This window comes from Paenibacillus sp. UASWS1643 (assembly GCF_008693195.1).
GTDB classification, from domain to species: domain Bacteria; phylum Bacillota; class Bacilli; order Paenibacillales; family Paenibacillaceae; genus Paenibacillus; species Paenibacillus amylolyticus_B.
The window spans coordinates 51,052-72,208 of record NZ_VXKZ01000107.1 but is presented as its reverse complement, the minus strand read 5'-3'; the positions used below and the strand labels follow the sequence as shown (position 1 = coordinate 72,208).

The window sequence follows — 21,157 nt, the reverse complement described above, 5'->3', positions numbered from 1 at the left end:
CATGCCGCTCCCAAGACTAATACTTCGTCCAATCCGCCCAATTTTGCCCACAATCAGCTCATCAGCTAGATCGCCGCTCCGTTGTGACGTAATTCCGCCTGTAGCAGCTCAATTGGCAGTCCCACCGGATCAAGCTTCATCTTCACGGTTAGTGCAGCTGCTGTCCCGGCGGCCTCCCCGGTAGCCATACAGCTTGGCGTCAGCCTTGTCGTTGCATGCGCTTCATGTGTGGTGGAGATGCAGCGTCCTGCCGCCAGCAGATTGCGGATATTGCGAGAGATCAGACAGCGATACGGAATATCGTACGCCCCATCTCCTTCTATAAAGGCAGCCACAACACCTTGACCCGAAGGGTCATGAATATCAATCGGATAACCGCTTCTGGTAATCACATCCTCGAACTTCCGTCCTGCGACCACATCCGCCTGGGTCAACGCATAATGACCTATAATTCGCCTGGATTCACGGATACCAATCTGAGGTGCTACCGCTGAGATGGAAGCCCGTTCGAATCCAGGCACATCACGCTGCAAAAACTCAGCGATCATCAGCACCTGCTTCCGCCCTTCCTGTTCAGCAGAGGTCAGATCCTCGGCATCCGTCGCATCGAGTCCCTGCACCCGGGTACAATTAATCAGCACTTCATCGTCAGCCGGTCCGGTAAAAAACAACACCTGATCGCGATTAATCGGTACCCCCGCTTTTTTCCACTGGGAATAGAAGCCGCTCACCCCGGTTAACGGAATGCTGTCCAGTTCAGCAAAGGGAGTTTTCACATAGAAATCCTCCGGGTGCTCCAGCATGTATTGCTTCACTCGTCCAAGTTCCACACCACGCATACGAAATTTCATGGTCATCGGCTGTGACTGATGGTCGCCGTCTCGTCCCTTTGCTACAGAAGCACCCGCAAGATAAGCCAGATCCGCATCACCGCTTGCATCCACAAATACGTTCGCCTGAAACTCCATTCTTCCAGACTTGTTGGTCACTCGCACCGCTTCCACCCGATCATCTACAACGACCACTTCATCCACGAAGCTGTGCAACAACAGCCGGACACCAGCCTCCTGCAACATCTCTGCCGCAACCACCTGAAAGATCGCAGGATGGTACGGCGTTACGGTATGCACAAATCCAACCGTATCACGCAAATGCCCGGGGGAGCCGCCACGCGCCTGCAATCGTTCAACGATCTCCTGCGCAATGCCTTGAATGACCTGCTCACCACGCTCCGTATGGAAAGTCATCCAGGGATAGACCATAGCAGCGGTTGACATCCCTCCAACGAATCCGTATCGCTCCACCAGCACTGTGCGGACACCCTGTCGTCCAGCGGCAATGGCTGCCGCTATTCCCGCAGGGCCCCCTCCCACAATAACGACATCTGCTTCTTCCTTTTTCATGCTCATCCGTTCATGCAAATGTTGTCCCTCCTTCCGTTCTATTGTACGTATTGTACGTATTGCACGTATTGCTCGCCTTTGCACGTATTTCATGGCTTACTCTTTCAGTCCCGTCATGGCAACCCCCTCAATAAAGCGCCGTTGTGCCAGGAAAAAGACAATTAACAGTGGCAAGGTTGCCATGACGGTGGCACTCATCAGATATTGCCAGGCTGTACCCACTTCATCTGTAAACAGGGATAATCCAAGCGGCAGCGTCATTAGATCACGCGAGTTAATGAAGATCAACGGATCGAAGAACTCATTCCAAATGGTCACAAACGTGAAGATCGTCAGCGTAGCCATACCCGGCTTGGCAATGGGCAGCATAATTCGCGCATATATTCGAAAGCGATTGCAGCCGTCGATCATCGCCGCTTCCTCCAGCTCGGTTGGCACGGTAATGAAGAACTGCCTCATCACAAAGATGCCAAATACACCGCCCGCGCCAAAGATTGGCAATAATATCAGCGGAAGATGGGTATCAATCCACCCCAGCTGCCGCATGAATAGAAACATCGGAATCGCCGTCACCTCATGGGGAATCATCATGGCACTCAGCAGGATGAGAAATACCACATTACGTCCCTTAAACGGAATTTTGGCGAATGCATAACCGGCGAGAGAAGCAAAAAATACGGTTCCCAGCACAACCAACGCAGAAATGTAAATACTGTTCCAATAAAAACGGTGAAACGGAATCAGTCGAAAGACATCGATGTAGTTCTGAAATCGGAATGATTCCGGTATCCACTGCGGCGGATAGGTGAATATGCTCTGGGGCTCCTTGAATGACGTCGATATCATCCAGATAAATGGCACAATCATGATTAGCGAAATCAGTGTCAGCAGCAAATACGTCCCCAGGGTACTTCCTATCTTCCTCCCCGAAGAATTAGGCATCGCCTTCATTGAATACCCACCTCTTTCGGAGCTGCCATTGCAGCAGTGTCAGGATTAGTACGATGAAGAACAGCACATAGGCAAGAGCGGAAGCATAGCCGAACTGGAATAGTTTGAATGCCTTTTCCCAGATATAATAAACCAATACCTTTGTGCTGTTACTTGGCCCGCCCTGTGTCATCACATAGATCTGTCCGAATACTTTGAGTGAACCAATCACGGTCATGACCACAGTCAGAAACACCGTTGGTGTAATCATAGGCAGTGTAACGTGAAAGAAGGTTCCCCTTCTGCCCGCACCGTCCAATGTTGCTGCTTCGTACAGTGAACGCGGTACCTGCTGAATGGCTGCAATGAACAGCACCATATTCAGACCTACATTTTTCAGCACACTGGTCACAATCACTGCCGGCATTGCCAAATCTTCATTGTATAGCCAAGCCGGACCCTTCATGCCCGTCATCAAGAGAAGCTGATTAATCAATCCTGATTCTGTTGCATACATCAGCTTCCAAACGATGGCCCATACGATCAGTGAAGTCATGACCGGAACAAAGATCGCTGTTCGAAAAATTCCGATCCCCCGCAGATTTCTGGATAGTAACAACGCAAGCAGCAGGGCGAGCACAATATTAAGCGGGACCAGCCCCACTGTGAAATAAACTGTATTGGCGAGCACTTTCCAGAACATGGTGTCTGTCATAATATTCTTGTAATTATCCAGTCCAATAAAATGATGGTCCCCCAGCAGCGGCCAATCGGTCAGGCTCATGTATAACGCGAGACCCATGGGAAATAACAGCAGCAGGGTAAACCCAAGCACCATCGGCGATACAAACAGCCACCCCGCGATCTGGGCTTCTCTGGCGAGCGGTCCCCTTCTTTTGCGCTTGTGTGGATGGGTCACAATCAGGCCCTCCTTTTAATCAAATTTCCTCCGAAGCTGAACTCTGTGACGATTCTATATAAGGTGTTGTCTCAAAAGGTATGATCTCCCTTGCTCCAAGCGCTAACGAATCTACCGCATCTTATAAGGCAAGTTTTTAAAGAATGCATCGGTTAACGAATCTCATTCATGTTATTTCTCTATAAAATGTCGCCAGAACCTTGAAAATCGACTAAATGGACGAAATAACGTCTCTCTGATTTCTAAATTTCAGATCCGTACAAATGGACGCGAATAACATGTGCTCGATTCGTTAGAACGACTGGATGCTAACATAGGGTGTCGCCATTGATACACGTGACTTTCACTGATTAGTCCGGACCGTTCAGACTGTCCACCGCATTGCGGAACCCGTTCACAGCCTTTCGCAGCTGTTCCTCCGTGTTTCCTGTCACCACTGCTCCAAGCATAATCGCTTTGACCCCGGTATCGCGTAGCACCCGAACATCCTCCGGTACCAGCTTTCGCTGGGAAGGAACCAATACCGGAACCTGGGCTTGCAAGACCAGACGGCGATACTTGAGCACATCCGCGAAGCTGAGCGGTGTACCATATTCTTTGCCAGGTACAATAGATGCCTCCAGAGCAGTGAAGCCGAAATGAGCTGCCGATGTTACGAGGGAAGCATCATATTCTTCATTGATCGCAAATGTTGGGTCCAGCCCCAAGTCACTCAGCATGAAGGAGGGCAAGTGATGTGCATAGATGGAATAGAAATCAAAACCCAGTCCAGCAAGGCGCTCCACATCCTCCCGTCGTGCTCCATCTATACTGCCAGAAGGTACGACCCCTAGCGGACCACCAAATTCACTGCGGATCGCCCGAAATACCTCGGCATACCTGTCCAATGGGCCAAAATGATTCCCGCTGGCGCGATGACCGACATTATAGTGCACCTTGAGTGCATCAGCCCCCTCTTCCATGGCTGCCCGAGCCAAAGCAAGTTCATTTTCAGGCAGACTGACCACCAGGGACAACGGTTTCCGCTCAAGTAATTCTTTGAATTTGCCCATTATTCTCACCTCCGGTTTCGATTGACTTACTCAGGGTTGCAACACACTTTGGATCTCTTCCTGCATTTGTTTCAGGTTATCCTCAGCTGTCGCTGTCTTGGCAAACAGTCGGTCGAATCCCTGCAATACCGCATTGTCGATATCCTGCCAACGGATATGGCCGGGGATTAAGCGCGCTTTCGGCATTTCATCAATGACGGCCTGCACAATATGCTCTTTGCTCGGGTTATTCGGCTGAAGAATGAATGCATCCGAGTTCAGAACAGAAGTACGAGGAGGCACAAAATAGGTGGCTGTCGACTGAATCCCCTGCTCACTCGCAAAATACTTCAACAGCTTCTTTGTTTCCTCTGGATGTTTGCTATCGTTGAACATGGCATATCCGGCCTGCCCCAGCATCGGTACACTGCCTTGTGAACCGGATGGCATAGGCGCGATGCTCCATTCAAAATCCGTAATCTCCCTTGCTTTGGAAACATAGCTGTAATTATCGAAGAACATGCCCACATTACCCGCATCGAAGCTAACTTGCTCACCCGCCTTCGGATGTGATTCATCGGTGAACATCATGCGTTCCAGTAATTCAAAGGTCTGCACACCATAGACATCGTTCCAGGTGAACATCGTCATACCTTCGTCGAATGGACCGCTTCCATTGGACCAAGAGTAGGAGGAGAGCACCGCCCAGGTCTTCCAGTCGCGAAAAAAGTTGGCACCATAGACTCGGTTGGTCGCATCCTTGCTGGTAATGGCTTTGGCGGACTCTTCGAACTGTTCCCATGTCCATTGCCCTTGGGCGGCAAGTGTGTTTGGATCAGTCAGGCCGGCTTGATCGAACAGCGCTTTATTGTAAAACATGACCACCGGAGGTGTAGAAAAAGGTAGCCCCAGCAGCTGGTCTCCATCACGGAACAAATCCAATGTACTTGGAATATAATCATCCAGCTTAAACTGTGCATCATCCTTGAACTCGGATACATCGGCCAGAATGTGGTTGGACTTGAATTGTGGTACCATTCGCTCCGATACCCAGGCGAGATCGGGAAGAGAGCCTCCGGCAGCAAGCACCGAAATTTTTTGTTGGTATTCTGCGAAAGGTACGGATTCCATCGTGACTTTGATGCCTGGATTTTCCTTGGTGAAGCTATCAATCAGCTTGTTGTATACATCCATATGTGCCTGGTTGCCCCACATCATGAACTTCAGCTCCACCTCTCCATTCTCCCCGCCTGCACTGCCAGGTTCACTGCTGGAATTGGAGCTTGTGCACGCGATTGAAGTCACCATCATGAGTACAAGCATCAGTATCAGTCCTGCTTTTTTCATGGAAATCCCCCTTATGGACGTTGTGGTATACAGGTGCAACCAAAGTATAACGAAAGCTTCGTGCCCTCATAAATCACGTCAACTACAGAAATGGTATGGTTTTTCAAGAAATACTGAATCGGTCTCGGTATTCTCCAGCAGTCCATCCCACCTGCTGCTTGAACACCAGCATGAAATGTTTGGGACTCTGATGCCCGGATAACCGTGCCACATCATAGATTTTGAGACCCGTGTTGATCAGCAACCACTTGGCCCGCTCCATACGTGCCTCCGTGATGTATTCAGAATAATTAATACCTATTTCGTTCTTGAACAACTGGCTCAAATAAGTAGGGTTTAAGTGAACGAGATCTGCTATCGTCTGAAGCCGCAAATCTCCATCGGGATGTTGCTTGATGTGCTCCTTCACATCTCGGATAATCTTGCGCGTATCTCCACCAGCATGTTCTGCTTTCCCAGATGGCTGCGGGATCGAAAGGGTTGAAATACCATATCTGCGATCCAGCAGCAATTGAATCTTCTGTATGCATAATGCCAGTTCATAGCGATCGATTGGCTTCAGCAGGTAGTTCAACACCCCGAACTCCATCGCTCTGCGCGCATATTCAAACTCGCCATAGCCGCTAATGATGAGCATGAGCAATTCAGGGTACATGTCTCTGGCTTTGCTTGCCAAAGTTAATCCGTCCATTTCGCGCATGCGGATATCCGTGATTAACACATCCGGCACCTCACATCTCAGAAAATCCAGCGCCTCGGTGCCGCTCGATGCTTCGCCCGTTACCTGAAACTGAGAAGACGCTTGTACGATCAGCTCTCTCATTCCCTGACGGATGACCGTCTCATCCTCTACAAGCAATACTTTATACATGCGCTTCAATCCCCTTTCGGTAGAATTTGAATGGATATCGTGACCACCAGGCCCTGCCCGGGACTTCCATCAATGCTTAGGCTGCCGCCTTCTCCGTACATGAGACGAAGCCTCTGGGCAATATTATTAAGCCCGAGACTATCCCCGGCATGGCAACGTAATGCCTGACTGGAAGGCTGTTTCGTTATGGATTCGTTTAGCTCGTCCATCTTAGCCTGAGTCATTCCCTTACCGTTGTCTCGTACGCTAATCAGCAGCTCATGGTCGAATTTCAAGGCAGATACCCAGATTACTCCTCCATTTTCCTGCCCTTCAATGCCGTGGTAGACTGCATTCTCCACCAGCGGTTGCAGTACCAGCTTCGGAATCAAATACTCGGTTATCCCTTCTTCGATATCATAGATAATCTTTAACTTGCCGTCGTAACGTACCTGCTGAATGCGTACATAGGATTGTACAAAAGCAAGTTCTTCTCCAAGTGGAACCATCCGGTCCACCTTATCAATCGTATAGCGCAGCAGCTTGCCAAGCGCCGTCACCATGTCCGATACCTCAGCATGCTTCTGGCGAATGGCCATCATGTTAATGGACTCCAGTGTGTTATATATAAAGTGAGGATTCATCTGGCTTTGCAACGCCGACAACTCTGCCTCCCGCTCTTGAATGCCCAGCAGGAACACCTCATTAAACAGTCGATGAATCTCTTCCATCATTCGGTTAAAGCCCCGGCTCATCTGTCCGAATTCATCATTGCTGAAGTGTGCTACCCGCTGGCTGAAATCTCCCTGCTCCACCCGAATCATGTGGTGCTTCAGTCGAATCAGTGGCCGGGTGATACGATAGGATAACAGAACCGCCAGAATCGCTATACCCGCCATACATAACACTGCGAACCATATTGTAAAGGTGAGCATCTTACCCGATTCCTTTTGAATCACAACAATAGGTGTAAGACTGATCACCGAAAGCCCGGAATAGCTGGAATGGTGTTGTACATAGAGATAGGACTCCCCATCCAGAACAATTTTTTGGTTTCCTGCATAGCCTTGAAGCTGTCCATTCGTTAGCAACTGGTCGTAAGCAGACATTCCTCCGGTCGAGGTCCGTTCGAACAGCAGACGCTGCTTGCTGTCTACAATCATCAGGCTTGCATCTTGCTCATAATTCAGATTGGATAACAGTTGACCGAAGGCCTCTAGACGGATATCAATCAGAATGTAACCCAGTCGCTGAAGCGTGCCCGGATCTCGAAGCACTCTGCCCGCCGATATATACCATTCTTGCTGACCACCCGTGTAATAGCTGGGTTGATGCGGAGGAAGCAGGCGCCATGTCCCTTCCGAGTCTTCAAGCTCTGCAAACCAGTCATCCTGTCTGCTGTCCCATACCGGCTTGACTGCCAGTGAATCGAGATTGGAGAACAGGATGCCGCTATTGCTGATCAGATGAATTCCCCGAATCTCGGGTCGGTCATAAGCTTGACCAGATGTATAGAGCTTCATTTTCAGATAATCCTCAGACCTCGCCCATGTACCAGATCCCATTGAAGCGTTGTATTTGCCCAGAATGCCAAGCACCATCTGATCGTAAAGCGGCAAGAGCGACAACCGCTCAAAGTCCTTCAGCAGCCGATTCAGATTGGCGTTAATCTGGCGAACCAGTTCAATGGTGAACTGCTCGGTCTTGCGATCCATCGTCTGCGAGAAATGCTTGTAGTTCATCATTCCCTGCAAGCCTAGCGGCAGCAACGTCAGCGCCAGGAACAACAGGAGCAACTTGGTGCGCAGGTTTACGTTTTTTCCGAAAAAAATGCGTACCTTGTCCATCATTTCCGTTTATCCCTCCCTCTCCCGATCATTGTATGAGCCCCCTTCACAGATCAATCTGGATATAACTGGGGTCATCATATCCAGTTTTAATGATCATTCGCTATCCTGCCAACCCTGGAATTGGTACGGAATTTCAAGTGATCCGCATTGGTAGCAGGGTGAACGCAAAAAAGCCGACTGTATCGCTACAGTCGACTAAGGTATTTCTATAGAACACTAATTAGACCAAAAAACCGACTGCATTATGCAATCGGTTGTCTGTTCCTGAGATGGCTTTTATATTTGAATCGATTATATTCATTAATAAGCTCGTCCAGTACCATGGACTGTCGGAGGACTTGGTTGTCCTGCATGCCATGATTCTCCGCCAAACGACTCAACTCTTGCCTGTTCCGTTCGATTTTATCTGTGATCTGTACCGGTTCACTCACAGCATGCACCCCCTCTTTGTATAACATTTTAGGATACATTGCCAAAAAATTCATATTATATTCCTTTGCAGAATAAAATATTTATTTACATAGAGATACTTTCAACATCAAGCATTTTACATAGAGAGTTGACGTCTCTTCTTTTCTACAAGATGTGGGCAAAGAAAATTATAACATGTCTACATATCGTATTCGAGAATACGCGAATCCTTTACCGTTAAAGTTCTTTTGGACATATTATCCATTTTACCCTAAGTATCTCTTGCACCTTTCTCACGCGAGAAGTTAATAAATTTATCGAAAAGTAATCTATTTGTATAGATAATTTTCATCACCGTTCTGCATACCAAAATAACGAAGTCTGTAGCCCTCTCGATAACGAGCACGTAATGGATTGATGAAGGAGTCATTCTCAAACTCAATGTAACCTGTTAAATAGAGTAGGATCAGATATTCCTCAAAACGTGGATTGCCAAGAGTCATCTCACTCTCTTCCATCCCATAAAACACATCGATTTCAAGAGTTAATAGAAGAGAAAATCCTCGAACAGTGGAATTGATAATCCATGCAAATTCCAGTGGCTCATGAATATCTTCATCCTTATTCAGGCTAATTAATTGCTTGGTTCCCCTCTCATCCTTGAATACATAAGCTGCAATCGCCTGATCAAATCCCGCATGAGGGTCGTTGCGTAAGTCTGAAAACTCTTCTAAATCCACCTTCTCAGCGTAAAATTTCTCTGTTAGCCGTTCATGGATCTGCTCTAAAGTGAATGGATTAGGAATGTTCAACGTTATATATTTGTCGTAAAGCTTTTGAATATCAATCTGCAATGATAAATCCTCTTTTCGTTATAAATGATAGAATTTCCAACTACGTTATCAATATAAAAAGGTTTACTTCCCAATAGGAAATAAACCATTTCAAACTCTTATACTTCACTCTGAACCGACTACACTCCGCCGCCGCCATGTGTATGTGTACTATATAACACTGGGATGCCTGCGCCAGGCTGAGGATACAGTGTAAACAATAAAACAGCACTAAACAAAACTACTATTACAGCTGCTTTTTTTCTCATAATTACTATAAACCTCCTCGATTAAGTTTCTATACTTGTTCTTCAATTCAGTTGAAGCTCTATCTCTAAATCTCTCAAATAAGCCTACACATTGTATAATCACAGATTCGCTTTTCATATGTTTAGCTGAAGCTATACAATGTAACAAATGCTGAAACCCTTGTTCATACCTGCCTTTATCTAGTTGATAGATAGTTAATTCTTTAAGAAATTCAATGTATCTGCCGTTGGTTATAAGTTCATTATAACTACCAACATAACCATAAGTATTAAAATACATCATTATATATGGATCAAATTTATCGAGAACAAAATCAACATCCATATTGTGATTATTAGCTGCTTCCATGATTTTTACCAACGCAGGCAAAATTTCAGCTTCATCTTTCTCAATGTACTGAACATACGAATAGATTACATCTATATCCCCCATCATAAGGCGATATAGATAATTGTTGACCTGTGCCCATCCATTGAATCTATTAATAAATACAATATCCTCGTCACTTGGATTATCAATACGAATTAATTTTGAATATGCTTCTGTATATTGAAGAGCTTCAGGATATTCTGCTCGTCCATCACATGCTGCTGCCCTCAGCAAATTAGAATACGCGGAGTATACGAAGGTAGGGTAAACGGTAATCCTTTGAGTTTCTGATTTTCTTTTTTTATAAGAGTTAAGAAAGTTAGTTTTCTGCTCTAGATCTTCGGCCAAGTCAAATACCTTGTCCCAGTATCTTAGAGCCAAGTATGTATTCGCCAGGTCTTTAATCGCATCTAACTGCCGTTCCTCATCCAGCCGATTAATATACGGTTCAAAATGTACGGCTGCACGAAGATTCTCATGCTGGTCCTGACCGAGAGATAACGTGAAGATGCGATACTGGCACAGAGCCAGACGTTCCGAATGTTGATATTTCTCACACTCCGCCACACATTCGTACAACATCCGTGCAGCCTTCGTCTGTCCACGTTCAAGCATGCCTTCGGCCATCTCGAACAACTCCGAGATATACGAGCGATCATCCGTCACTTCCTGGATAACCTTATGAATACATTCCAGCTTGTCCAATTCAGCACAGCGTTGCAGGAATGGTTCCAGTCTCCTCCAATGAGGTGCCGATTCCACGAAACATTCAGCCCCATAAATCTCGTAGAAATACCCCTCTTCCAGCTTCATGCCTTGGGTAATCAGATCCAGTTGCGCCATAGCGATGGGCCGAGTCCCCTTAATAATTGCGCTAAGCGTTCCAGCGTTAACTCCCGATATATCGGCAAAATACTGCAGGGTGTACCCCTGTTTCCTGATGTAGTCCTCAATATATGAGCGTATCGTAGTTGTAGGTTCCATGTATCCCACCTCCACAATGAAAATCCATAATTTTGAATTTATATGATAAGCACAATTTTAATCCTAAATTTTACAGCGGTCAATAAAAATCGTGGCAATTTCCTTCGCATGTGTGCAAGGAAGCCTGAACTGAATTTTTGCTTATAGAAAAAATCCATTAGAAGAATCCGTGAGAACGTGATACATTTAATGCAACTTACATATCCTACTATTTCAATAGGATTATACGCCACAGATACGATCAATTCAGTTCAAGGAGAAGGTCAGATGAAATTTGCCTTGTTTAGTCTCATGATGAATCTGCCTAATGCCGTTACCGGGGAGGCTCTGACAACTCAGCAGAAATTCCATAATATATTGGAGCAAGCGAAGCTGGCTGAACGACTGGGATTCGATGCCTATGGAATCGGTGAACGACATGGTGCGCCTTTTCTATCTTCATCGCCACCTGTCGTATTAACCGCAATAGCCGCAGCAACCACACGCATTCGGTTACTAACCACCGTCACTGTTCTTAGTATACTTGATCCAGTCCGGGTTGCCGAGGATTATGCCACGTTGGATCAATTATCGGGCGGACGGCTGGAAATGATCATCGGGAAAGGCAATGACCCTCGCCACTATCCGCTGTTTGGCATACGCGAAGAGGAACAATGGGACTCACTCGATGAACGGTATCATTTGCTAAGACGGTTGTGGTCTGAAGAGAATGTCACCTGGCAGGGGACGTATCGCCCTCCGCTTGAGGGAGTGACCACGTGGCCCAGACCGCTTCAGCAGTCCATCCCAATCTGGCATGGTAGCGCGTCCAGCACGGTCTCAACCGAACTCGCTGCCAAATATGGCGAGCCGCTCTTCACGTCGAACTCTTTTCACCCTCAGGCCAAATACAAAGCATTAATTGATCATTATCGGGAGCGCCTCGATTATTATGGTCATGATCCGCAGCAAGCAGTGATTGGCTCTGGTGCCGGCAGTCTCTATCTTGCCGATACGGGTGAAGAAGCCATTCGCCGCTATAAGCCATACTATGAAGCGTTCCGCGCCACTGCCGCCGCACAGCATAATCAGTCGCCCTTCACCGATCTGGAGGATAACATTGCACGAGGCCCTGCGTTAATCGGCAGTCCGGAGCAGATCATTGAGAAAATTCTGGACTATCATGCCGCTTATGGACATCAGGTGCTGAGTATCAGCGTAGATGGACTGACGTATAGCGAGCAGTTGGAGCAAGTGGAGCGTTTTGCCAAGGAAGTGGCCCCTGTATTACGCCGTGAACTGCCAAGTTCGGTATGGAATGAACCCCCGGTGTTAACCCAGCACTTATCCTTCCTGTCCTCTAATGCTAAAGATTCATGGCCCACAGCCATCTCACCTATATTCCAGGTTTAATTATCTCCCACGTACAATATGCCACACATGTTCCCTTCCAGGGTGATTCCTATGAATCGCCCTCTTCCCTCATCCTCCTCTTCCTCTTCCTCTCGGTTGTATCGCCGCTCTCCTTCTTCTTATTGGACTGAATGCCTTCAAACAATGAACGGAGCATCACATCTACAAACGCTTCATCCATCGCTTCCCCCGTCACTAACATACGATAGAACACCGGCCCATAGATCAGATCAATGTACAGTCCAATGTCCACCCCTGCCTTCAATTCGCCGCGCTCCACACCCTTCTCCAGAATTCCCCGAGCCTCACGTCGACGTGGTTGGATGTATCTTGTACGGTATTCTTCGGCAAGCCCTTCATCCGACTGCCCTTCTCCGATGATCTGGGTAATCACTTTTCCTTCCCGACTGGTCAAAAATCGAACCAGATTACTCGCATGTATGCGTATATCCTCCAATACCGAGCCTGTATCCGGCACTGGCAATCTTGCCGTTGCAGCAGACATATATCCGTCCATGATGACGGCGCCTTTGTTCGGCCACCATTTGTAGATCGTGGCTTTGCTCACTTGTGCGCGCTCAGCAATCTTCTCGATCGTAACAGCCCCGAATCCGTGTTCCAACAACAACTCATAGGATGCGGTAAGAATGGCATTCTGGGTTTCCATGTTACGTGGACGTCCTCTTTTGGCAGTCATCTTGAGCCCTCCTGGATGTAAAAAATATATTTTATCATCAGTAATATTCATAAAAACGATACGTTCATTATACTAAAATGCATTGCGTACACACAATTCACTCTCCGCTCATTTTTATATCCTCATTTAAATTTTCATTAAAATATGTTTAGCCTATTTACAATACTAAACGTTTAGTTTATTATATGATTGTAATTAGTGAACACAACGTTTAGTAATTAACATTTTAAACAGCACCCATTTATCTGGAATATCGAATTTTCAATACGAATATGAAATCTGTGGAGGATGATTAAGATGGATATGAGACAACAATTGAAGAAGGCACCTGTACCTGCCTGGATTATTTTTTTGCTGGCATCCGCTTGTGGATTGATCGTGGCAAACCTGTATTATGCTCAGACCGTTATCGGACCGATTAGTATGACCACGGGCCTTTCTTCTGCCGCTGCAGGATTGATCGTAACGTTGACTCAGATTGGTTATGTTATTGGTTTGTTATTCATCGTGCCGCTCAGTGACATTATCGAGAACCGACGCCTGGTCGTTCTTTTCCTTATCGTACTGGTTGTTGCCCTGATTGCTGCGGCTTTCTCGCCCACTGCTGTTGTATTTCTGACTGCCTCTCTATTCATCGGTATAGGTTCTGTTGTCGCTCAGATTCTGGTACCCTATGCGACATATCTTACTTCCGAGGAACAACGCGGGCGGGTTGTCGGCAATGTCATGAGCGGTCTGCTGCTGGGCATTATGCTGGCTCGTCCTGTCGCAAGCTTTATCACCAGCTTCTTCGGATGGCAGACGGTCTTTGTATTCTCCGCCATTGTCATAGCACTTCTAATGCTGCTCCTATCACGTGCTCTTCCTGCTCGCCAGCCTGAACCAAACTTGAAATACGGTCAATTAATCGTGTCGTTGGGCACACTGTTCAGAACGATGCCTCTGTTACGCCGTCGGGCGTTCTATCAGGCCAGTTTGTTTGGTGCTTTCAGCTTGTTCTGGACCACGGTTCCGCTCAGGCTCGCTACCAATTTTGGCATGTCACAGCAAGGCATTGCCTGGTTTGCCCTGGCTGGTGTCGGAGGTGCTATTGCTGCTCCCATCGCCGGGAGACTGGCGGATCGCGGACTAACGCGCATTCTGACAGGTGCTGCCATGGTGATCGCTGCTGCTTCATTTGGTCTTGCTTATGTGTTCCAGAGCCACTCCACGTTTGCATTGATCCTGCTTGTGATCGTGGCGATCACACTGGATATGGCTGTCTCGGGAAATCTGGTGCTGGGTCAACGCATCATCTACTCCTTAGGAAGTGAAGCGAGAGGGCGTGTGAATGGCATATTCATGTCGATCTTTTTTGTCGGCGGTGCGATTGGTTCATCTCTTGGAAGCTGGTCTTATGCTAACGGAGGCTGGAGTCTCACTACGCTGATTGGCCTGATCATGCCGCTGCTCGCTTTGGTGTATTACTTTACGGAAAAGAAAGCTGTAATCGTCAGCCATGAATAGAATGAATTGATCGTTTAATCCGAACGACCAAATAAGGGCAGACTGATCCTAAGGATCAGTACTGCCCTTATTGCTGTAATCAACACTTGGCTCCCTATGACAGAGCAAGATATGACTATGGTTAAGATGGATACATCTGCGTATCAGGCTTTACTGTGAAGGGTAACCTGGTACCCGTCCGGGTCGGCAAATGTAAAGGTTCGTCCGAATGGCCCATCTATAGGTGCAGATGTAATCTTTACGCCTGCCGCAGCAAGCTTGTCGTGAATGTCTTGCGTATCCGGGGCATGAAGCCACAGGGCGATACCAAGTCCTGGCTGAGTACCTGAACCGAGTTCGGTTCCTGGCAATAGATCACGTAGAGCAAATGTAATGGGCTTTGTTTCAAAAACCACCGCATGAGGTGGTCCCGCCTGTGAGCGTACCAGTCCGAGATAGTTTTGATAGAATTCGGCAGAGCTTTCAAGATTGCTAACCTGAAGTGAAATGAAATCGGGTCCAATTGCTGACATAATGTAATGTCCTCCTTAGTATTTGTATACCTTGATCATACAAGGACGCTCTTGCCAACAGTATGTCAGTAGCGTTCAGTCTTTTTTTGACTTTTCTTTGACTCGGTTTTCCCCTTTTACACCAACATGGGCAGATGCTTAGCTGCATCATACTCCACCAATGGCTCACCAGCATTCAATTTCTGCACCAGATCAGGGTTGGAGATAAATAGTCTTCCGAACGCGGCCAGATCTATGCTTCCCTTACCAATCGCTTGCTCTGCGGTCTGAACATCCAAATCCCCCACACCAATGATGATTCCATCCCACCGACTACGAATCCGCTCGTGAAAGGACTGCTCCCCTGCCCACGCTTTCGTATATTGATCTGTTGAGGGATGCAAAATCGTAATTCCCGTCTCGCGGAACAAGTTCAGATATGCATCGATCATTCCAGCTTTGTCTGCCCATGCATAGGATGCATCATCATCCTTTTTCTCGGAGAATCGTACCGATATTCGATCTACACTGATCTCTTCTTTCACAGCCACAATAAGATCCCGCAGGAACTGCAATCTGCCCGCAGTGTCTCCTCCGTATTCATCTGTTCTGTGGTTGGTCTTCTCATTGATAAACTGGTCGATCAGATACCCATGCGCAGCATGAAGCTCAATTCCGTCAAAACCTGCCAGAACTGCATTGCGGGCGGCCGTCAGAAAATGCTGAATCGTATCCGCTATATCCTGTGCACTCATCGCTTTAGGAACCTGATACGGCTTATGCAGCTTATGCACTCTTCCCTCTGCCGCAAGGCTGGAAGGTGCCACTGGAGTGGTTCCGATCAGATCGGAGTGGGACAACCTGCCGACATGCCACAGTTGAGCAATAATGGTTCCGCCATGTCTGTGAACAGCATCCGTTACCCTTTTCCAAGAAGCCGTCTGTTCATCTGTATATAAACCGGGGATGCCGTAAGTGCCTTTGCCTGCCAGATTCGGGTTGATGCCCTCGGTAATGATCAGCCCCACACCATCCCGCGCACGCTGCTCATAATACGCGACCATCTCATCCGTTACGGTCCCATTCTGATCATCAGCAAATCCTCGGGTCAGCGGAGCCATCACAATGCGGTTCCTTAATTGCCACTGATGAATTGTCACCGGGCTTAATAATGTTGAACGTGTATTTATGTTATCCATGTCATATCCCTACTCTCTTTGTCATTAAGGATATTGTACGGCGGCTCTTATATATCGTAAAATGATTGAAATATATAGTTGTATCTCTCAGAGAGATACCTAACATCACCATCTGCGGAAGTAATTGAAGTTAATCCACGTTCAGGAGGATACAGCATGGAACTTTCTGATATCGATATTGTTCTCGCGGTGGCGCGTTCAGGCAAAATCTCACAGGCCGCCAAAGAACTGAATTACGCGCAATCCAATGTCACTACACGCATCAAAAAACTGGAGCAGGAATATCAAATCCAGTTGTTCAACCGATTTCCCAAAGGTGTTGTACTGACCTCCAAAGGAGAACAGTTCGTACAGTACGCCACACAGATTCACAACCTTTTGCATGATCTGAAGCAGGATATGACCGATCCCGGTGAGCCTTCCGGCACGCTGAAAATCGGCATTGTAGAAACGGCGGCATCCAGCCGTTTTATGGAGATTCTGAATGAATATCAGATAACCTACCCGAAGGTGTCCATCTCACTCGTCAACGCCACTTCACCCAAAGTACTGCGCAAGAAAATAAAGGACTATGAGATTGATGGAGCTTTTATCAGCGGGGCTTGTGTGAAAGAAGGTTTGAAGGTGGAATATGAGATGCAGGACACGGTTCATATCATCTCCAAGCGGATGGATACACCACCCGCAAGCCTGTGCCAAGTATCATGGGTTGTTTTCCCGGAGGGCTGCCCGTATCGTGAAATGACTGAAGAATTCCTGCAGGAAGAAGGGTTGTCCGCACGCAATATCATTGAAGTGAGTACGATGGAAAACCTGCTCAGCTGTGTAGAATCTGGCATTGCTTTTACCATTATGCCGTGCAGCGTTATTCACAAGAAACCGGATGATTTCTCCGTATTTGATCTCGCAGATCGTTATACTCATACCACGACAACCTTTGTCCGCGGTGTGGATCGGTATGTCAGCAGTGCGCTGGATCAATTCATGAAGCTGCTGAATCAGAAGTGCATTACATTTTGATAAAGGTAACTTAGTACCCCTCTTTCAACCGCTGATCTTCTTGATCAATAAATGGACTAGAGCACATTGATCGAGACCCTAAAAAAACAAAGCAAAAGGCACTCATACAGAGTGCCTTTTGCCTTCCTTCCCTCTAAACCTATTCAACTAACCTTACTCCACCTTGAATCGCGCAGCCGATTCAGCCAGTTTTTGCGTCAATTGATCGATCGTATCGACCATGTTGGCCAACTGCTGTACCGTTGAAGATTGCTCCATCATGGTTGCTGTTACCTCTTCAACCGAAGCGGATACCTGCTCTCCTGAAGCTGACAAACTATGGGCTGACTCCAGTACATCATCCTTGTTCTGTAACATCTCCTGCATCTGTCCTGCCATCGTAGCGATCTGTTGATTAATGACCGTTACCTTCTCCAAAATTACATCAAACGCCTGACGAGTCTGCAAGACAAGCTCATCCTGTCTGGACGAGATGGTGTGAATTTCGGCAACACTTTGGTTGTTCTCGGCGACATCGGCCAGATTCTGCTCGATAATGCTGGAGATTTCCTTGGACTGGCGGGAACTCTGCTCTGCCAGATTGCGAATCTCCTCTGCCACAACCGCAAATCCTCTGCCATGCTCCCCGGCCCGTGATGCTTCAATGGAAGCATTCAATGCAAGCAGATTGGTCTGCTTCGCAATCTGGCTGATCGCTTCCGTGATCTGACTAATACTGCCCGAACTCGTTTGAAGTTTGACGGTAATCTCCGAGATCTTCTCCACTTCGCGCTCGTTCACCTCATTGATACGCATCAGCTCATTCACGACTTCATTGCCGTTGTGGAATACACTTTCGATCTCATCCGCTCTTGCCTTCACATCCTGTGCACTGCTGTTCATGGCAGCCACTTTATCACCAAAGCTGTTGAATTTGCCTGCAATCTGCTCGGTATCTTCCGATTGGGCCTCCATCGCCTTGGCAATGCCCATGGACGTCGCCGATGTCTCATCAATGGATCTTGCCGTCTGCCTGGATGTTTCCTCCAGCTCCTGCGTGCTGGCTTGAAGAACATGGATCGAGCTATTCATATCGGTGATCAGGTTTCTGTTCTGCTCCACCATGCCATTGAAGCTTTCCGCCAGATCCTTGAATTCACTGTTATATCTACCATTGGCCTTGACGGTCAGATTCCCTTGAGCAAGCTGTTGGAACAGCCCGATCAGACGAACGATAGGTCTCGTAATACTACGAGAGATCAATAATCCTACGCCAATAGCCAGAGCAATTCCGATCAATGTCACGATAACCATCTGGCGTTGCATATCCTCTAATGGACCTTTGATATCATCATAATCGTCAATAATGACCACGGAGAGATCTGCGTCAGGAATCTGATTAACACGGTAGTAGATATCATCTCGATCCATCGAAGTAATCTTGACTTTGTCGGTGGCCCTGGCCTGTATAAGCTCCATGGCATCTTTATCCTCTTCCAGCGTTTGCCCCACAACGGAAGGGTCCAGTGAATCATACATGATGATACCACTCCGACTCAGCACTTCAACTCTGCCTTGGCCATTAATTTTGATGTCGCCAAGTTGTCCAAGGAAGAAACTGCTGTCCACCGACATGGCGAACACCCCCAGAATATTGCCCTCTTCATCGGTGATGGGCTCCGAGAATACAATAATGAGCTTCTTGCCAGTCTTAGAGACGACCGCGTCACTGATGAAGGATTTCCCCTGTATGGACTCCTTAAAATATTCCCGATCTCCCCGTGACTGCCCAATGACATCCGGCATGGTTCCCGCCACCATGGTTCCTTCCTTGTCAAACACGAACAGGTCCGGCTTGCTCTCGACCTTGTCGGATATACTGTCGGTGAGAATCGTATTCGCTCTGTTGAAATATGGATTCTCATCCGTCAAAAAGGCTTCATCTGTCATTTCGTTGCTATCACGTAACTTCAAAAGTTCTTTGAACGTGTTATGTACGGATATTGCATGACTCATCTGTTGCTGAAGCTGCATCGCTGTCCAAAGCCCTTCCCCAAGGCGGTCAGCCATCACATTAATCTCATCTTTGCTTTTTCTGACCACAACATCAGATGAAATCATATAACTTGTGGTCGTTGCACCAAGCAGAACCAAAACAACCAATACACTGATCATGAAAGGCAGCTTGATTTTAAGCGACACATTTTTAAGCCTGTGTGCTACCCCTTGACTTTTCCCCATTTTCACTTCTCCCCACTTCCCTGAACCATCTGCATCTGAACGATGTACATACATTATCGGAAAAATACATAGTGGAGTTGATCAATTAGGGAGATATTGCCACTGTTTTTCTTTTTTTTATTTTGGATAACAACATAAAAAATGGCCTGTTAGATCGACACTATCCATTTTAGGAATGGACGTTGCCGTTATCTAACAGACCGTTTACAGATTTGGTAATGATTCAATACTGTTTACTTGCGCAATCTCCGGGAACTCAGCGCGTGGTGGCCATTCTGCAAGAATGTACTGCGCGTATTCTTCATCTGTTCGATCCGTCGCTCAGCCAGACGATCTGCGGCAACATAGGTAGCGATGCCCTCGGTACGTGAGCTTTCGAATATTTTCTCCAGATTGGAATAGATCTCTCCGATCTTGCTCCACGCCCGATCCGCGTTGTAACCATTCAGCTCATCCGCAATGTTAATCACGCCACCTGCATTGATAACATAGTCAGGCGCATATACGATGCCCATATCATATAACTGATCCCCATGACGGGTCTCCAGCAGCTGATTATTGGCACAGCCCGCTACAACCTTCGCCTTGAGCGTCTTGAGTGTATCGTCATTAATCGTGCCGCCCAGTGCACATGGTGCATAGATATCGCAATCCACACTAGTGATGTCTGCGGGATCAACAGCTGTTGCGCCAAAGCGATCCACAGCCTGTTTCACCGAGTCCTTATGGATATCCGTAACGATCAGATGTGCACCTTCCTCATACAGATATTTGCACAGATGCATCGCCACATTGCCGACACCTTGGACCGCTATCGTTTTACCCTCCAGCAGATCGGTACCAAATGCTTCTTTGGCTGCTGCCTTGATCCCCCGATATACACCCCAAGCCGTTGCAGGTGATGGGTTACCGGATGAACCATAGCTCGCCGAGATGCCTGTCACATAATCGGTTTCCTGATAGATCAGGTTCATGTCCTCTTCCGTTGTTCCTACATCTTCGGCCGTGATATAACGTCCGTTCAACCCTTGAATATATCGTCCAAACGCTCGAAACATCGCTTCGTTTTTATCCCGCCTTGGATCTCCGATAATAACGGTTTTGCCACCGCCCAGATTCAGGCCGGATACCGCATTTTTATATGTCATACCACGGGCAAGGCGCAGGGCATCTTCAATGGCTGCTTCTTCTGAAGCATAAGTCCACATCCGGGTGCCTCCCAGCGCAGGGCCGAGTGTTGTGTCGTGTATGGCGATAATTGCTTTTAACCCTGAATTTCGATCCTGGCACAGAACCAGTTCCTCATAATCGTGATGCTCCATTGCTTCAAACCAACTCATGTGCTAACCGTCTCCTCCAACCATTTTTGCGATCCAATCGCATTGTTCTCTATTCATTGACCATCCTCTATTGTACCCATGAATACCCAGTTTGT

General features: G+C 47.3%; 18 protein-coding genes. 3 read left to right on the top strand and 15 right to left on the bottom strand.

Annotated elements, in window-relative coordinates; genetic code table 11:
• Nucleotides 1–65: 65 nt before the first annotated feature.
• From FE296_RS13715 to FE296_RS13670, 10 genes are all read right to left on the bottom strand, one after another.
• Nucleotides 66–1,403 (bottom strand): FAD-dependent oxidoreductase, encoded by a 1,338-nt coding sequence (locus FE296_RS13715; protein WP_150365397.1) that lies wholly within the window; start codon nucleotides 1,401–1,403, stop codon nucleotides 66–68.
• Between the two features lie 96 nt (nucleotides 1,404–1,499).
• Nucleotides 1,500–2,354, bottom strand: coding sequence for a carbohydrate ABC transporter permease (locus FE296_RS13710; protein ID WP_150365279.1), 855 nt, complete (start codon nucleotides 2,352–2,354; stop codon nucleotides 1,500–1,502).
• A complete protein-coding gene (locus tag FE296_RS13705; protein WP_150365277.1) occupies nucleotides 2,338–3,252 on the bottom strand; it encodes a carbohydrate ABC transporter permease in 915 nt (304 codons plus the stop codon). The genes FE296_RS13710 and FE296_RS13705 overlap by 17 nt, the downstream gene beginning before the upstream one ends.
• A gap of 350 nt (nucleotides 3,253–3,602) precedes the next feature.
• Nucleotides 3,603–4,304 carry a beta/alpha barrel domain-containing protein gene (locus tag FE296_RS13700; protein WP_150365275.1) on the bottom strand — a complete coding sequence of 234 codons (702 nt, stop codon included), beginning with the start codon at nucleotides 4,302–4,304 and terminating at the stop codon, nucleotides 3,603–3,605.
• Between the two features lie 30 nt (nucleotides 4,305–4,334).
• Nucleotides 4,335–5,630 (bottom strand): ABC transporter substrate-binding protein, encoded by a 1,296-nt coding sequence (locus FE296_RS13695; RefSeq protein WP_150365274.1) that lies wholly within the window; start codon nucleotides 5,628–5,630, stop codon nucleotides 4,335–4,337.
• A 103-nt stretch (nucleotides 5,631–5,733) separates the two neighbouring features.
• Complete coding sequence (locus FE296_RS13690) at nucleotides 5,734–6,501, bottom strand: response regulator transcription factor (protein ID WP_150365272.1); 768 nt, start codon at nucleotides 6,499–6,501, stop codon at nucleotides 5,734–5,736.
• A gap of 5 nt (nucleotides 6,502–6,506) precedes the next feature.
• A complete protein-coding gene (locus FE296_RS13685) occupies nucleotides 6,507–8,330 on the bottom strand; it encodes a sensor histidine kinase (protein WP_150365271.1) in 1,824 nt (607 codons plus the stop codon).
• Between the two features lie 242 nt (nucleotides 8,331–8,572).
• A complete protein-coding gene (locus tag FE296_RS13680) occupies nucleotides 8,573–8,761 on the bottom strand; it encodes an aspartyl-phosphate phosphatase Spo0E family protein (RefSeq protein ID WP_223868875.1) in 189 nt (62 codons plus the stop codon).
• Nucleotides 8,762–9,070: 309 nt separating this feature from the next.
• On the bottom strand, nucleotides 9,071–9,595 hold the full coding sequence (locus FE296_RS13675) for a pyruvate kinase (protein ID WP_150365270.1): 525 nt from the start codon (nucleotides 9,593–9,595) through the stop codon (nucleotides 9,071–9,073).
• 210 nt (nucleotides 9,596–9,805) lie between these two features.
• The gene (locus tag FE296_RS13670) at nucleotides 9,806–11,197 is read right to left on the bottom strand and encodes a helix-turn-helix domain-containing protein (protein ID WP_150365269.1); all 1,392 of its coding nucleotides are present in this window, start codon (nucleotides 11,195–11,197) and stop codon (nucleotides 9,806–9,808) included.
• Between the two features lie 267 nt (nucleotides 11,198–11,464).
• Between FE296_RS13670 and FE296_RS13665 the strand changes: the two genes are divergently transcribed.
• Complete coding sequence (locus FE296_RS13665; RefSeq protein ID WP_150365267.1) at nucleotides 11,465–12,589, top strand: LLM class flavin-dependent oxidoreductase; 1,125 nt, start codon at nucleotides 11,465–11,467, stop codon at nucleotides 12,587–12,589.
• A 49-nt stretch (nucleotides 12,590–12,638) separates the two neighbouring features.
• On the opposite strand, the gene FE296_RS13660 is transcribed toward FE296_RS13665, so the two are convergent.
• Nucleotides 12,639–13,286 (bottom strand): TetR/AcrR family transcriptional regulator, encoded by a 648-nt coding sequence (locus FE296_RS13660; protein WP_223868874.1) that lies wholly within the window; start codon nucleotides 13,284–13,286, stop codon nucleotides 12,639–12,641.
• A 297-nt stretch (nucleotides 13,287–13,583) separates the two neighbouring features.
• Between FE296_RS13660 and FE296_RS13655 the strand changes: the two genes are divergently transcribed.
• Nucleotides 13,584–14,792, top strand: a complete 1,209-nt coding sequence (locus FE296_RS13655; RefSeq protein ID WP_150365266.1) for an MFS transporter — start codon at nucleotides 13,584–13,586, stop codon at nucleotides 14,790–14,792.
• 143 nt (nucleotides 14,793–14,935) lie between these two features.
• Here the strand turns inward: FE296_RS13655 and FE296_RS13650 are convergent, their stop codons facing one another.
• Nucleotides 14,936–15,304: a VOC family protein gene (locus FE296_RS13650; RefSeq protein ID WP_124118045.1), complete on the bottom strand. Its 369-nt coding sequence runs from the start codon at nucleotides 15,302–15,304 to the stop codon at nucleotides 14,936–14,938.
• A 116-nt stretch (nucleotides 15,305–15,420) separates the two neighbouring features.
• A complete protein-coding gene (locus FE296_RS13645) occupies nucleotides 15,421–16,482 on the bottom strand; it encodes an oxidoreductase (RefSeq protein WP_150365264.1) in 1,062 nt (353 codons plus the stop codon).
• 156 nt (nucleotides 16,483–16,638) lie between these two features.
• On the opposite strand from FE296_RS13645, the gene FE296_RS13640 reads away from it, so the two are divergent.
• Complete coding sequence (locus tag FE296_RS13640; RefSeq protein ID WP_150365263.1) at nucleotides 16,639–17,502, top strand: LysR family transcriptional regulator; 864 nt, start codon at nucleotides 16,639–16,641, stop codon at nucleotides 17,500–17,502.
• A 153-nt stretch (nucleotides 17,503–17,655) separates the two neighbouring features.
• On the opposite strand, the gene FE296_RS13635 is transcribed toward FE296_RS13640, so the two are convergent.
• Together FE296_RS13635 and FE296_RS13630 are read right to left on the bottom strand one after the other, a co-directional pair.
• Entirely contained in the window at nucleotides 17,656–19,722 is a 2,067-nt protein-coding gene (locus FE296_RS13635; protein WP_124118048.1) for a methyl-accepting chemotaxis protein, read from the bottom strand.
• Nucleotides 19,723–19,955: 233 nt separating this feature from the next.
• Nucleotides 19,956–21,062: a Glu/Leu/Phe/Val family dehydrogenase gene (locus FE296_RS13630; protein ID WP_017691060.1), complete on the bottom strand. Its 1,107-nt coding sequence runs from the start codon at nucleotides 21,060–21,062 to the stop codon at nucleotides 19,956–19,958.
• Nucleotides 21,063–21,157: the final 95 nt, after the last annotated feature.

Coding starts and splice junctions, on each gene's coding strand:
- FE296_RS13715 (WP_150365397.1), bottom strand. CDS start 1,403: ATGAAAAAGGAAGAAGCAGATGTCGTTATTGTGGGAGGGGGCCCTGCG.
- FE296_RS13710 (WP_150365279.1), bottom strand. CDS start 2,354: ATGAAGGCGATGCCTAATTCTTCGGGGAGGAAGATAGGAAGTACCCTG.
- FE296_RS13700 (WP_150365275.1), bottom strand. CDS start 4,304: ATGGGCAAATTCAAAGAATTACTTGAGCGGAAACCGTTGTCCCTGGTG.
- FE296_RS13695 (WP_150365274.1), bottom strand. CDS start 5,630: ATGAAAAAAGCAGGACTGATACTGATGCTTGTACTCATGATGGTGACT.
- FE296_RS13690 (WP_150365272.1), bottom strand. CDS start 6,501: ATGTATAAAGTATTGCTTGTAGAGGATGAGACGGTCATCCGTCAGGGA.
- FE296_RS13685 (WP_150365271.1), bottom strand. CDS start 8,330: ATGATGGACAAGGTACGCATTTTTTTCGGAAAAAACGTAAACCTGCGC.
- FE296_RS13670 (WP_150365269.1), bottom strand. CDS start 11,197: ATGGAACCTACAACTACGATACGCTCATATATTGAGGACTACATCAGG.
- FE296_RS13665 (WP_150365267.1), top strand. CDS start 11,465: ATGAAATTTGCCTTGTTTAGTCTCATGATGAATCTGCCTAATGCCGTT.
- FE296_RS13660 (WP_223868874.1), bottom strand. CDS start 13,286: ATGACTGCCAAAAGAGGACGTCCACGTAACATGGAAACCCAGAATGCC.
- FE296_RS13655 (WP_150365266.1), top strand. CDS start 13,584: ATGGATATGAGACAACAATTGAAGAAGGCACCTGTACCTGCCTGGATT.
- FE296_RS13650 (WP_124118045.1), bottom strand. CDS start 15,304: ATGTCAGCAATTGGACCCGATTTCATTTCACTTCAGGTTAGCAATCTT.
- FE296_RS13645 (WP_150365264.1), bottom strand. CDS start 16,482: ATGGATAACATAAATACACGTTCAACATTATTAAGCCCGGTGACAATT.
- FE296_RS13640 (WP_150365263.1), top strand. CDS start 16,639: ATGGAACTTTCTGATATCGATATTGTTCTCGCGGTGGCGCGTTCAGGC.
- FE296_RS13635 (WP_124118048.1), bottom strand. CDS start 19,722: ATGGGGAAAAGTCAAGGGGTAGCACACAGGCTTAAAAATGTGTCGCTT.
- FE296_RS13630 (WP_017691060.1), bottom strand. CDS start 21,062: ATGAGTTGGTTTGAAGCAATGGAGCATCACGATTATGAGGAACTGGTT.